A 13,271-nucleotide genomic window follows, 5' to 3' on the forward strand; every position below is an offset into this window, starting at 1 on the left:
GGCTCCCGGCCGGAGGCTCGGTTCCAATCTACCAGAGTTCCTGGCCGCGTTCCGCGCCTTCCGGCGCATCCCGCTTTCCTGAACTCTACCAGAGCTTCTTTCCCGTCCGAACCGCTCATCCGAGCCGTTCTGACGTTCCGAAACCCTACCAGATGTTCTGGTCCGTCGTTTTCGGTGAATCTCTTCACCGCTTTCGACCTCCAGAACTCTACCAGGCTTTCCGGAGTGCTTTGTGCGTGATTCACACGACATTGCTCTCGGGAGGTCCCGGTCCGGCACGACGAGCCGGGCGCAGCGAAGCGCCTGGAGGCCGTACCGGGGGTGGCTGCCTGCGGGACCGGCCTTCGGGTCGAAGCCTCGAAGTCCGTGCCTCCCGTCCGGGCAGCTCGGAGAACATTACGCGCCGGGCCCCGCGGGGTCAAACCCGGGCCGGGGTGCTCCCCGTCACGTCGGCCTCGCACCCGGGAACGGGGCGACGCCCCGCACGCGCCGACGCCCCCGCCGGCCCGGTGCAGGGCCGACGGGGGCGTCGTGGAGCGGGCGCGGGTCAGGCCGCGACGAGCGACCGCAGCACGTACTGCAGGATGCCGCCGTTGCGGTAGTAGTCCGCCTCGCCGGGGGTGTCGATCCGAACGACCGCGTCGAACGCGACCACGGAGCCGTCGCCCTTGGTGGCGGTGACGCGCACCGTCCGCGGGACGGCACCCTCGTTCAGCGCGGAGATGCCGGCGATGTCGAAGGTCTCCGTGCCCTCCAGGCCGAGCGAGTCGGCCGACTCCCCCGCCGGGAACTGCAGCGGGAGGACGCCCATGCCGATGAGGTTCGACCGGTGGATCCGCTCGAACGACTCGGTGATGACCGCCTTCACGCCCAGCAGCGCGGTGCCCTTGGCCGCCCAGTCGCGGGACGACCCGGAGCCGTACTCCTTGCCGCCCAGGATGACGAGCGGGACGCCGGCCTCGGCGTACGCCTGCGCGGCGTCGTAGATCGACGTCTGCTCGCCGGTCAGATGGTTCACGGTGAACCCGCCCTCGACGCCCGGCACGAGCTGGTTCCGCAGCCGGATGTTGGCGAAGGTGCCGCGGATCATCACCTCGTGGTTGCCGCGGCGGGACCCGTAGGAGTTGAAGTCCCGGCGCTCCACCCCGTGCTCGGCCAGGTACCGGCCGGCCGGGCTGTCCGCCTTGATCGACCCCGCGGGGCTGATGTGGTCGGTGGTGACCGAGTCCCCGAGCTTCGCGAGCACCCGCGCGCCCGACACGTCCACGACGGGGGCCGGTTCGGCCGCCATGCCCTCGAAGTACGGGGGCTTGCGCACGTAGGTCGACCCGGCGTCCCAGGCGAAGGTGTCGCCCTCCGGGGTGTCGAGCGCGCGCCAGCGCTCGTCGCCCGCGAACACGTCGGCGTAGTCCGCCTCGAACATCGAGCGGTCGATGCTCGAGTCGATGGTCGCCTGGACCTCCTCCGGCGTGGGCCAGATGTCCGCGAGGAACACCGGCTTCCCCTCGGTGTCGGTGCCCAGCGGCTGGTTCTCGAAGTCGAAGTCCATCGTCCCGGCGAGGGCGTACGCGATGACCAGCGGCGGGGACGCCAGGTAGTTCATCTTGACGTCGGGGTTGATGCGGCCCTCGAAGTTCCGGTTGCCCGACAGCACCGAGACGACCGACAGGTCGTGCTCGTTGACGACCGCGGACACCTCCTCGGGCAGCGGGCCGGAGTTGCCGATGCAGGTGGCGCAGCCGTAGCCGACCAGGTGGAAGCCGAGCTTCTCGAGGTAGGGCCAGAGGCCGGCCTTCTCGTAGTAGTTCGTGACGACCTGCGAGCCCGGGGCCATGGAGGTCTTGACCCACGGCTTGGACACCAGCCCGCGCTCGACGGCCTTCCGCGCGAGCAGCGCCGCGGCCAGCATGACCGACGGGTTCGACGTGTTGGTGCAGGACGTGATCGAGGCGATCACGACGGCACCGTGGTCGAGCTCGGACGTGGTGCCGTCGGCCAGGGTGACCGGCACGCGCTTGTGCGGGCGCCGCGCCGAGTCGCCCGCGGCGACGTGGGCGGGCGCGTCCGAGGAGTCGGCGTGCTCCCCCGCGGCGATCGGGTCGGAGGCGGGGAACGTCTCGTCGACCGACTCGTCGAGGCCGGTGAACCCGGCGCGCTCGTCGTCGGACACGTAGTCCAGGATCGAGGTCGCGAACGACTCCTTCGCCGCGGACAGCTCGATGCGGTCCTGCGGGCGCTTCGGGCCGGCGATCGACGGGACCACGGTGCCCAGGTCGAGCTCGAGGTACTCGGAGTACGCGGGCTCGCGCGACGGGTCGTGCCAGAGACCCTGCTCCTTGGCGTACGCCTCGACGAGCGCGAGCTGCTGCTCGGAGCGGCCGGTCAGGCGCAGGTAGTCGAGGGTGACGTCGTCGATCGGGAAGATCGCGCAGGTGGAGCCGAACTCCGGCGACATGTTGCCGATCGTCGCGCGGTTGGCGAGCGGGACCTGGGCCACGCCCTCGCCGTAGAACTCGACGAACTTGCCCACCACGCCGTGCTGGCGCAGCTGCTGGGTGATGGTGAGCACGACGTCGGTCGCGGTCACGCCGGACGGGATCGAGCCGGTGAGCTTGAAGCCGACGACGCGCGGGATGAGCATCGAGACCGGCTGGCCGAGCATGGCCGCCTCGGCCTCGATGCCGCCGACGCCCCAGCCCAGCACGCCGAGGCCGTTGACCATCGTGGTGTGCGAGTCGGTGCCGACGCAGGTGTCGGGGTACGCGCGCAGCGCGCCGTCCACCTCGCGGGTCATGATCCCGCGCGCCAGGTACTCGATGTTGACCTGGTGCACGATGCCGGTGCCCGGGGGGACGACCTTGAAGTCGTCGAAGGCCGTCTGGCCCCAGCGGAGGAACTGGTAGCGCTCGTGGTTGCGCTGGTACTCGATCTCGACGTTGCGGCGGAACGCGTCCTCGCGCCCGAACACGTCGATCTGCACGGAGTGGTCGATGACGAGCTCGGCGGGCGCCAGCGGGTTGATCCGCGTGGGGTCGCCGCCGAGGTCGACCATGGCCTCGCGCATCGTGGCGAGGTCGACGACGCAGGGCACGCCGGTGAAGTCCTGCATGATCACGCGGGCGGGGGTGAACTGGATCTCGGTGTCCGGCTCGGCGGACGGGTCCCACGCGGCGAGGGCGCGCACGTGGTCGGCGGTGATGTTCGCGCCGTCCTCGGTCCGCAGCAGGTTCTCGGCGAGCACCTTGAGGCTGTACGGCAGCTTCTCCGTCCCGGGGACCGCGTCCAGCCGGAAGATCTCGTAGGTGTCGTCCCCGACCTGCAGCCGGGCCTTCGACCCGAAGCTGTCGACGCTGCTCACTTCTGGCTCCTTCGTTGGCGAGTCCGGCCGCTGGGGGACGGCCGCGGCGGCGGTCCGCCCCGGGGCCGGTCGCCCCGGCGGCGGTCCGCCAAAGTATCTTGATGTCGAGATACATCCTACCCCGATCAGGCGACGGACGCCGAGCGCCCGCGCGGCCCGGCGCGCCGACCTCGCGGGCGGTCACGCCGGGCCGCGCGGGCGCGCGGCGGGTCGGGCGCGGGCCGGGCGTCAGTCCCCGGTCACGCCCTCGGCGGCCCGCCGCTCGCGCTCGACGGCCTTCTGGTGCTGCCGGGGGTCGTAGTCCGGGGTGCCCTGCTTGTGCAGCTCGGCGGTCGCGCGGCGGCTGGCCTCGGCCACGCGGCGCGTCGCCTCGGCGGCGGACTCGCGGGCGTCACCCTCGTGCGGTGTCGTCATCGTCGGCTCCTTCCGGTGGGCGGGCGCCACGGGCCGCGGCGCCCGCACCCCACGCTAGGCCGCAGCGGCCCCCCGCGCGAGGGTTCCCGACCTGCGGGGATCCCGCGCGGGGCGGGCCCCGCCGAGATGGCGACGCCCGGCTGCGCGCCACGCCGCGTCCAGAGCCGAGAACTGCCATCTCGGGGAGGCGCGCGCGGCGCGAGGGCGCGGGCGGCGCGGTGCGGCGCGGCGCGGGCGCGGGCGCGGGGTCAGCGGTCCAGGACCGCGACGGCCTCGACGTGGTGCGTCATCGGGAACAGGTCGTAGCCGGTGACGTCCCGCAGGGCGTAGCCCTCCTCGGCGAGGTAGGCCACGTCGCGCGCGAGCGCGGCCGGGTCGCAGGCGACGTACACGACGCGGCGGGGCGCGAGCGCGGCGACGGCGCGGACGACGTCCCGGCCGGCGCCGACGCGCGGCGGGTCGAGCACGACGGCGTCGACGCCCGGTCCGGCGGCTCCCGACGCCAGCGCCTCCGCCACGTCCCCGGCGTGCAGCTCGACCCGCGGCCGGTCGTGCAGGTTCCGCCGGGCGTCGCGCACGGCGCGCGCGTCGCCCTCGACGGCGACCACGGTCCCGGACTCGCCGACGGCGTCGGCCAGGGGCAGCGTGAACAGGCCCGCGCCGGAGTACAGGTCGAGCACGCGGGCGCCGTCGACGTCGCCCAGCGCGTCGAGCACGGCGCCGGTCAGCGCGCCGGGCGCCTCGCGGTGCACCTGCCAGAAGCCCGCGGCGGCGACCCGGTAGGCCCACTCCCGCTCCCCCACCCGCACCTGCTCGCGCACGGCGGACCGGGCGTTGGGCCGCGGGTCGGCCTTGCCGCGCCGCAGGTCGAACGGCTGGTCGTCGACGAGCACCACCGGGGTGTCGCCGCCGGCGGGGGCCACCGCCTCGATCCGCGCGCCCGGGGCCCAGCGGCGCCCGAGCAGGTCGAGCTCGGCCAGGGCGTCGCTCATGAGCGGCATCGCCGTCACCGGCAGGACCTCGTGCGACCGGAACCGGCGCATGCCGGCCCGGCCCTCGCGGTCCGCGAGGAAGCCGACGCGGGTCCGCCAGCCGAGGCCGCCGCGCTCGTCGTCGCCGGGCAACGCCCGCACGGGCACCGACCGCTCGACGCGCGCGAGCCGCTGGAGCTGCTCGGACAGCACGGCGGACTTCCAGGCCCGCTGCGCGTCGAGCCGGACGTGGGCGAGCTCGCCGCCACCGACGCCGCCCGGGCCCGCCTCGGGCCACGCGGACTCGACGCGGTCGGGCGAGGCGTCGAGCACCTCGACCGCGTCCGCGCGCCAGAACCTCGCCGTCGGCCCGGCGTCGGTCAGGCGTGCGACGACGCGCTCGCCGGGCAGGGCGTGCCGGACGAACACGACGCGCCCCGGGCCGTCGTCGCCGGCCGCCCGCAGCCGCGCGACGCAGTGCCCGCCGTGCGCGACGGGCCCGACCTCGAGCTCGACCAGGTCGCCCGGCGCGCCGTCGGCGGCCGCGCGCCCGCGCGCCTCAGAGCCCACGGGAGATCGTCCTGCGCACGTGGTCCTCCATGCCGGTCTGCCCTTCGGTCGATGCGAGCTGCCACGGGACGGACGCCACCACGACGCCCGGCGTGAACAGCAGCCGCCCCTTGAGCCGCAGGGCGCTCTGGTTGTGCAGCAGCTGCTCCCACCAGTGGCCCACGACGTACTCGGGGATGTAGACGACCACCAGGTCCCGCGGGCTCTCCCGCCGGATCGAGCGGACGTAGGTGATGACGGGCCGGGTGATCTCGCGGAACGGCGAGTCGAGGATCCGCAGCGGCACCGGCAGGTCCATCTGCTCCCACTGCTCGCGGAGCGCCCCGGCGTCCTCGGGGTCCACGCCGACGGTGACGGCCTCGATGGTCTGCGGCCGGGACGCGCGCGCGTAGGCCAGCGCGCGCATGGTCGGCCGGTGCAGGTGGGAGACGAGCACGATGGCGTGCACCCGGCTGGGCAGCGCCCGCGCGGCGGCGGGGTCGGCGCCCAGCGCGAGCTCCGCGCGGACGGCGTCGTAGTGCCGGCGGATCCCCTGCATGCCGATGAACACGATGATCATCGCGAGGATCGCGATCCACGCGCCGTGCGTGAACTTGGTGATCAGCACGATGACCAGCACCGTCGCGGTCATGCCGAAGCCGATCCCGTTGATGACCCGGGACCGGAGCATCTGCCGGCGCCGCTCGGGGTCGGGCTGGGTGCGCAGCTCGCGGGTCCAGTGCTTGATCATGCCGAGCTGGGACAGGGTGAACGACACGAAGACGCCCACGATGTACAGCTGGATGAGCCGGGTGACCTGGGCGTCGAAGGCCAGGATGAGCGCGATCGCGCCCGCGGCGAGCGCGATGATCCCGTTGGAGAAGGCGAGCCGGTCGCCCCGGGTGTGCAGCTGGCGGGGCAGGTAGCCGTCCTTCGCCAGGATCGAGCCGAGCACCGGGAACCCGTTGAACGCCGTGTTCGCGGCGAGGATGAGGATGAGGCCGGTGACGACCGACACCAGGTAGAACGCCGGCGGGAACGAGTGGAAGATCGTCTGCGCGAGCTGCCCGATGACCGGGTCCTGGACGTAGTCCTGCCCGACCGGCACGCCGTGGTCCAGCAGCTGGGTCGACGGGTCCTCGACGTAGTGCACGCCGGTGAGCCGGGCGAGCGTGAGGATCGACATGATGAGGAACACCGACAGCCCGCCGAGCATGAGCAGGGTGGTCGCGGCGTTCTTCGACTTGGGCTTGCGGAACGACGGCACGCCGTTGCTGATCGCCTCGACGCCGGTGAGGGCGGCGGAGCCGGACGCGAAGGCGCGCAGCACGAGGAACGCCCCGGCGGCGCCCGCCAGCCCCTGGTCGAACCCCTCGGCCGGGACGACGGTGAGCGCGCTCGACGCCGCGGGCTGCAGGTCCCCCGAGAGGTACTGCACGAAGCCGAAGACCGCGGTGCTGCCCACGGCGAGCATGTAGAGGTACACCGGGATCGCGAACGCGTTGCCGGACTCCCGGACGCCGCGCAGGTTCGCGAGGGTGAGCAGCACGACGACCACCACGGCGACCAGCGCCTCGTGCCCGCGCAGCGCCGGGATGGCCGACGCCGCGTACTGCGCGCCGGAGGACACGGACACGGCGACGGTGAGGACGTAGTCGACGAGCAGCGCGCTGGCGACGGTCACCCCGGCCCGGGGCCCGAGGTTCACGGTGGCGACCTCGTAGTCCCCGCCGCCCGAGGGGTAGGCGTGCACGTTCTGCCGGTACGACGCGATGACGGTGATCATCACGATGACGACGGCCAGGCCGACCCACGGAGAGATGACGGTCGCGCTCACCCCGGCCAGGGCGAGCGTCAGCAGCACCTCGTCCGGGGCGTAGGCGACGGAGGACAGGGCGTCCGACGCGAAGATCGGCAGGGCGATCCGCTTCGGGAGGAGGGTGTGCCCCAAGTTCTCGCTGCGGACCGGTCGTCCGAGCAGCAAGCGTTTGGCGGCATCCGCGAGATCCGGCACGAGCGACCATGCTAGGCGCACCGCGGCCGATCCGGCACCGGACCCGACCCGGGACCACCGGCGTGCTCCCGGGTCCGCGCGGGGTATACCGTTCCGCGTTGTGCACTTCGTCATCATGGGCTGCGGCCGCGCCGGCGCCACGCTCGCGCAGTCGCTGGAGGCCCACGGGCACTCCGTCGCGGTGATCGACCAGAACCCGGACTCGTTCCGGCGGCTCGACGCCGAGTTCGCGGGCAGCAAGGTCACGGGCCTCGGCTTCGACCGGGACACGCTGCGCCAGGCGGGCATCGACGACGCGTTCGGCTTCGCCGCGGTGTCCGACGGCGACAACTCGAACATCCTCGCCGCCCGCGTGGTGCGCGAGACGTTCGGCGTCGAGAACGTCGTCGCCCGGATCTACGACCCGCACCGCGCGGAGATCTACCAGCGGCTCGGCATCCCGACGGTCGCCACCGTGCGGTGGACCGCCGACCAGGTGCTGCGCCGGCTGCTGCCCATGGGCGCGACCAGCCAGTTCACCGACGCGTCGGGGAAGATCAGCCTGTCCGAGGTCGACGTGCACCACGGCTGGGTCGGCAAGCCGCTCCGGCTGCTCGAGGAGGCCGCCGGCGCGCGCGTCGCCTACCTCACCCGCTACGGCGACGGGCTGCTGCCCGACGCGCAGACCGTCCTCCAGGAGAGCGACATCGTGCACCTGCTGCTCCGCGCCGACGAGCAGTCCGCCGTCGAGCGCGTCGTCACCGCCGCACCGGAGGTGCAGGCGTGAGGGTCGTCATCGCCGGAGCAGGCTCGGTCGGCCGCTCCATCGCGCGCGAGCTGCTCGCGAACGGGCACGAGGTCACGCTGATCGACCGCCAGCCCTCGGCCATGCGCGTCGCGCAGGTCGCCGACGCCGACTGGCTGCTGGCCGACGCGTGCGAGCTGCCCACCCTGACCCAGGCGCGGACGGACGAGTGCGACGTGGTCGTGGCCGCGACGGGCGACGACAAGGCGAACCTGGTCATCTCCCTGCTCGCGAAGACCGAGTACGGCGTGCCGCGCACGGTCGCCCGGGTGAACAACCCGAAGAACGAGTGGATGTTCGACGAGGCGTGGGGCGTGGACGTCGCCGTCTCCACCCCGCGGATCATGACGGCGATGATCGAGGAGGCCGTCTCCGTCGGCGACCTGGTGCGGATCTTCACGTTCCACCAGTCCGGCGCGGACATCCTCGAGCTCACCCTGCCCGACGACTCGCCGCTGGCCGGCTCGCTGGTCGGTCAGATCGGCTGGCCGGCCGACACGGTGCTCGCGGCGGTCGTGCGCGACGACCGGCCGTTCCAGCCGTCCGGGGACGACACCCTCGAGGGCGGCGACGAGCTGCTCTTCGTCACGGGGCGGGACGCGTCGGAGACGGAGCTGGCCGCGCTGCTGTCGAGCCGCGTACCAGGATCCAGCTCGCCCACAGCACCAGCGCCGTGAGCGGCACGCCCATGACGAGCTTCGCGGTGCCGAGCCAGGCGACCTCGTCGGCGTAGTAGAGCGGCACCTGCACCACGAGCCGGGCGGCGAACATGCCGGCCCACAGCCAGGTGACGAGGGAGTACCGGCGCAGCAGCGCCGGGTCCCTGCGCCAGGTGAGGGCACCGGCCCACGAGCCCTGCTCGGACAACGGGCCGTCGCCGCGGAACAGGCCGAGCACCACGCCGACCAGCGGCCAGCGGACCAGGACCGACACGACGAACGCGAGCAGGTACGCGACGTTGGTGAGCAGGCCCCACGCGAAGTAGTCGCTGGCGTCACCGGTGCGCCACGCCCACACGACGCCGATGCCGACCCCGAGCACGCCGGACAGCGCCTGGGTGACCGGGGTGCGCTGGACGAGCCGGGCGACGACCGCGAGCACGGCCGCGGCGACCGACGCGATCAGCGCCGGCCGCAGCTCCTGGCCGGACGCCACGAACACGACGACGAACAGCAGGCCGGGCAGCACCGACTCGACGGCGCCGCGGACGCCGCCGACGGACTCGGCGAGGGAGAAGCTGTCCGCCTCGATCGCGCGCATGCCGCTCGCGGGCACGGCGTCCTCCGGCGCGGCGGCGGGGGTCACGGCGGGGTCCGGCGTCACCGGCGGCTCCTGGCCGCCGGCCGGCGTCGGCTCACTCACCCGGACGGGGCCGCAGCTCGTAGCGGGGGTTGAACATGGAGCGCCGGCCCTCGCGGGTGCACACCAGGCCCTCGACCTTGAGCCGGCGGCCGGGCTCGATGCCGGCGATCTCGCGGCGGCCGAGCCAGACCAGCACCAGGTTGCCGCTGCCGTCGTACAGGTCCGCCTCCAGCGCCGGCACGCCCTGGCGCGGGCGCAGCACGACGGAGCGGATCACGCCGGACACCTTGGCGCGGTGCCGGTCCGGGGTCTGGTCGACGGGCGTGCAGCCCGTCGCGCGGACCGCGTCCTCCCGCTCCTCCGAGGCCTCGATCTCCTCCTGCGAGGCGACGGCCCTGCGCAGGCCCTCCCGCAGCGACAGCGGCGACATGTCAGCGGATCTCCGTGATCTCCGGCCCGCGCTTCAGCGGGTCGAACGTGGGGGCGGCCTGGGTGGCGGCCGGCTGGACCGGCGTGCCGTCGGCCTGGTGCGGCAGGGTGAGCGCGAGCAGGTCGCGCGGGGCGCGGGCCTCGGTGCCGCGCACGACGACGGTCCGGCGGAACAGGTCCTCGAGGGTGCCGGCGGCCTCCTCGTCCACCGCGGCGCGGCCGGTGATGACGCCGCGCAGGAACCAGCGGGGGCCGTCGACCCCGACGAACCGCGCGGGCCGGTGGCCGGTGCGGCCCTCGGGGGTGCGGACGGGCAGGCGGGCGAGCAGCTCGCGGCCGAACGGGCCGGGCACGTCGTCGACGGCGCCGCCCTGCTTGCGCACGGACTCGCCGATCTCCTGGCGGATCTCGTCCCAGATGCCCTCGGTGCGCGGTGCCGCGAACGCCTGCATCTGCAGGGTCGAGCCGTCGACCGTCACGCCGACGGCCGTCACGGCGCCGGACTTCTTGTCGATCTCCATGCGCAGCTCCATGCCGTGCACGCCGGGCAGCCGCAGGGCGCCCAGGTCGACCCGCGGGCCGGGCGGGATCTCCTCGCCCGCGTCCCAGGGGCCGGCGGACCGGTCGACGGCGGCCGGGGCCGGGTCCTCCGGGGTCGCGTCCTGCACCGCGGGCGCGTCACCCGCGGCGGTCACCGGGTCGGCGGCCCCCTCGGCTGCGTCGACGCCGGCCGCGGTCTCGTCCTGGGCGGTGCGATCCTTCGCACCGCGCCGGAATAGCGCCACCCTCAGTCCCTTCCCCGGGTCGCCCGCGTCGCGGGCGCTGTCGTCTCCACGATAGTCCGCACCGGACGGACCACCTAGCGGGCCGCCTGCGTGTCCGCCGCGGGCGCAGCGGTGCGCGCGGCGCCGGCCTCGGTGGCCGGGTCGGCCGCGTCGGTGGGCGCCCCGGCGGCGGCCGCGGGACCGCCCGCCGCGCGCCAGCCGCCGCTGGACCCGAAACCGCCGGTCCCCCGGACCGAGTCCGGCAGCTCGTCCGCCTCGACGAACAGCGCGCGCTCGACGCGCTGGATCACCAGCTGGGCCACGCGGTCGCCGCGGTGCAGCACGACGGGCTCGCGCGCGTCGGTGTTCAGCAGGGTGACCGCGATCTCGCCGCGGTAGCCCGCGTCCACGGTGCCGGGGGCGTTCACGATCGTGAGGCCGTGCCGCGCGGCGAGGCCGGAGCGCGGGTGCACGAAGGCGGCGTAGCCCTCGGGCAGCGCGATCGCGACGCCGGTCGGCACGGTGACCCGCTCGCCGGGCTCGATCGTGGCGTCCACCCGGGTCACCAGGTCCGCGCCGGCGTCGCCGGGGTGCGCGTACGCCGGGACGGGCACGCCGTCGTCGAGGCGGTGCAGCAGGATGGTCAGGGTCTCGGGGGCCGCGGAGGCGGGCGCGTCGTCCGTCACGGGCCCCGACCCTACCCGCCGCAGGTGGGATGCTGGGGGCGTGCAGACGACGACCGCCCCCGCCTTCGCCGAGCGCCTCTGGCCCTCCCCCGCCGGCTGGGTCGCCGTGCCCGCCCTGGCCGCGATGATCGGCATCGTGCTGCTGCCCCTGTCGCCGGTGGCCGCGGCGGTCGGCGCGGGCCTGGGCCTGGTCGCGGTCGGGCTGGCGGCCGCGGGGCTGGCCACCCGCGTGCGGGTGGCGGACGGCGAGCTGCACGCCGGCGACGCGCACGTCCCGCTGTCCCTGCTGCGGGCGCCGCGCGCGCTGGACGCCGACCAGACCCGGCACGAGCTCGGCCCGGGCCTGGACGCGCGTGCGCACGTGTGCCTGCGCGGCTGGGTGCGGACCGCGGTGCGCGTCGAGCTGGCCGACCCGGCGGACCCGACGCCGTACTGGGTGGTGTCGACCCGGCGTCCGGCGGACCTGGTGGCCGCGCTCGGCGGCGGCGCCGGCAGCCCCGACGCCGCGCCGGCCGCCTGAGCGGGCCCGGGGACGACGACGCCGGCCGGACCACGGGGGTCCGGCCGGCGTCGTGACGGCTGGGTGGGGCGCGCCGCGCCCGCTCGGGCGGGCGGCGCGCCCGGACTGCAGCTCAGGCCGCGCACTCCGAGCAGACGGGCATGCCGTCCTTCTCGTAGGCGAGCTGGCTGCGGTGGTGGACCAGGAAGCACTTCGAGCAGGTGAACTCGTCGGCCTGTCGCGGCAGCACCCGGACCGAGAGCTCCTCGCCCGACAGGTCCGCGCCCGGGAGCTCGAACCCCTCGGCCGCTTCGGTCTCGTCCTCGTCCACCACGCCCGAGTTCTTGTCGGAGCGCCGGGCCTGGAGCTCCTGCAGCGAGTCCTCGCTGAGGTCCTCCTCGGTCTTGCGCGGGGCGTCGTAGTCGGTTGCCATGTGGTGTGGTCACGCTCCGTCTGGTGGTCGGGATCGGCGTACGCGGGATCAAGCGAACGGGGGTCGCCGTTTGTTCCCGGTCGGGCGCCCCGGATTGTGCCTCATTTCGGAGCGCGGTGCACACCGGGCTCAGTCGTCCGCGTCGGCGCCCAGCCCGGCGAGCAGCGTGGCCAGCCCGTGCACCGTCGCGGCGGGCCCGACGACGGACATCTCGACGCCCGCCGGCCGGCCCCGCAGGCCGCTGACCTGCGCACCCGCCTCGATCGCGATGATCTGGCCGGCCGCGAGGTCCCACGGGTTGAGGCCGCGCTCGTAGTGCGCGTCGAGCGAGCCCTCGGCCACCCGGCACAGGTCCAGGGCGGCGGAGCCGATGCGCCGGATGTCACGCACCTGCGGCAGCAGCGCCGCGAGCACCCGGCCCTGCGCCCGGCGCCGCTCCGCGCGGTAGCCGAACCCGGTGCCGATCAACGACGTGGCGAGCGGTCGGGCCGGGTTGACCTCGAGCCGGCGGCCGTCGCGGAACGCGCCCTGCCCGCGCCCGGCCGTGTAGGTCCGGCCGTCGGCGACGGCGTGCACGCAGCCGGCGACCGGCGTCCACCGCTCGGGGTCGGGGTCGCCGGCCACGACGCCGACGGACACCGCGAACGCGGGCACGCCGTACAGGTAGTTCACGGTGCCGTCGATCGGGTCCAGCACCCAGGTGAGGCCGCTGGTCCCCGGCTCGAGCCCGTGCTCCTCCCCCAGGACGCCGTCGTGCGGCCGGTGCTCGGCGAGCAGCGCGCGCAGGTGGTTCTCCGAGGCGAGGTCCATCGCGGTGACCGGGTCGACGTCGCTGGACTTGGTGGCGGCGACCTGGACCCGCTCGGGGCTCGTGGTCCGGATCAGGTCGCCCGCGGACCGCGCGAGGCGCTCGGCGAGCTCGGTGAGGGCGCGGACCTCGGCGGGGTCCGGCAGCGGGGCGGGGTCGGCGGCGGGGGTCGCGGGAGTGGGCTCGGGTGCGCTCGTCACGGGGCCATCCTGCCCGAGGAGCGGGCGCGCGGGGCGGTCAGGAGGCGCCCGGTCGCCCGC

Annotated in this window: 12 protein-coding genes and 1 pseudogene; 3 read left to right on the forward strand and 10 right to left on the reverse strand. The window is 74.6% G+C overall.

The window, feature by feature from the left end; translation table 11 throughout:
- Positions 1-547: 547 nt before the first annotated feature.
- The 4 genes from FA014_RS12785 to FA014_RS12800 form a co-directional block, all read right to left on the reverse strand.
- Entirely contained in the window at positions 548-3,358 is a 2,811-nt protein-coding gene (locus tag FA014_RS12785; RefSeq protein WP_154730055.1) for an aconitate hydratase, read from the reverse strand.
- Positions 3,359-3,586: 228 nt separating this feature from the next.
- On the reverse strand, positions 3,587-3,772 hold the full coding sequence (locus FA014_RS12790; protein ID WP_154730056.1) for a translation initiation factor 2: 186 nt from the start codon (positions 3,770-3,772) through the stop codon (positions 3,587-3,589).
- Between the two features lie 248 nt (positions 3,773-4,020).
- Entirely contained in the window at positions 4,021-5,313 is a 1,293-nt protein-coding gene (locus FA014_RS12795; RefSeq protein ID WP_154730057.1) for a class I SAM-dependent RNA methyltransferase, read from the reverse strand.
- Positions 5,303-7,306 carry an APC family permease gene (locus tag FA014_RS12800; RefSeq protein ID WP_154730058.1) on the reverse strand — a complete coding sequence of 668 codons (2,004 nt, stop codon included), beginning with the start codon at positions 7,304-7,306 and terminating at the stop codon, positions 5,303-5,305. Before FA014_RS12800 ends, FA014_RS12795 begins: the two co-directional genes overlap by 11 nt.
- 115 nt (positions 7,307-7,421) lie before the next feature.
- Here FA014_RS12800 and FA014_RS12805 point away from each other — a divergent pair, with 115 nt between their 5' ends.
- Positions 7,422-8,072, forward strand: coding sequence for a potassium channel family protein (locus FA014_RS12805; RefSeq protein WP_154730063.1), 651 nt, complete (start codon positions 7,422-7,424; stop codon positions 8,070-8,072).
- Complete coding sequence (locus FA014_RS12810; protein WP_154730059.1) at positions 8,069-8,767, forward strand: potassium channel family protein; 699 nt, start codon at positions 8,069-8,071, stop codon at positions 8,765-8,767. Before FA014_RS12805 ends, FA014_RS12810 begins: the two co-directional genes overlap by 4 nt.
- Here the strand turns inward: FA014_RS12810 and FA014_RS12815 are convergent.
- From FA014_RS12815 to dut, 4 genes and pseudogenes are all read right to left on the reverse strand, one after another.
- Positions 8,676-9,350, reverse strand: a complete 675-nt coding sequence (locus FA014_RS12815) for a DUF3159 domain-containing protein (protein WP_154730064.1) — start codon at positions 9,348-9,350, stop codon at positions 8,676-8,678. The two genes, FA014_RS12810 and FA014_RS12815, sit on opposite strands and share 92 nt — an antisense overlap.
- A 94-nt stretch (positions 9,351-9,444) precedes the next feature.
- Complete coding sequence (locus tag FA014_RS12820; protein WP_154730065.1) at positions 9,445-9,813, reverse strand: OB-fold nucleic acid binding domain-containing protein; 369 nt, start codon at positions 9,811-9,813, stop codon at positions 9,445-9,447.
- A 10-nt stretch (positions 9,814-9,823) separates the two neighbouring features.
- A complete protein-coding gene (locus FA014_RS12825; protein WP_154730060.1) occupies positions 9,824-10,606 on the reverse strand; it encodes a DUF3710 domain-containing protein in 783 nt (260 codons plus the stop codon).
- A 185-nt stretch (positions 10,607-10,791) separates the two neighbouring features.
- Positions 10,792-11,271: pseudogene (gene dut / locus FA014_RS20730) on the reverse strand (dUTP diphosphatase); the annotation flags it as partial.
- 40 nt (positions 11,272-11,311) lie between these two features.
- On the opposite strand from dut, the gene FA014_RS12835 reads away from it, so the two are divergent.
- Positions 11,312-11,791: a DUF3093 domain-containing protein gene (locus tag FA014_RS12835; protein ID WP_195969281.1), complete on the forward strand. Its 480-nt coding sequence runs from the start codon at positions 11,312-11,314 to the stop codon at positions 11,789-11,791.
- 112 nt (positions 11,792-11,903) lie between these two features.
- Here FA014_RS12835 and FA014_RS12840 read toward each other — a convergent pair whose 3' ends face one another.
- The gene (locus FA014_RS12840) at positions 11,904-12,203 is read right to left on the reverse strand and encodes a DUF4193 domain-containing protein (RefSeq protein ID WP_146835284.1); all 300 of its coding nucleotides are present in this window, start codon (positions 12,201-12,203) and stop codon (positions 11,904-11,906) included.
- A gap of 129 nt (positions 12,204-12,332) precedes the next feature.
- Positions 12,333-13,211 (reverse strand): inositol monophosphatase family protein, encoded by an 879-nt coding sequence (locus FA014_RS12845; RefSeq protein WP_195969280.1) that lies wholly within the window; start codon positions 13,209-13,211, stop codon positions 12,333-12,335.
- Between the last annotated feature and the right edge of the window lie 60 nt (positions 13,212-13,271).

It is taken from the genome of Cellulomonas hominis, assembly GCF_005239125.1.
GTDB classification, from domain to species: domain Bacteria; phylum Actinomycetota; class Actinomycetes; order Actinomycetales; family Cellulomonadaceae; genus Cellulomonas; species Cellulomonas hominis_A.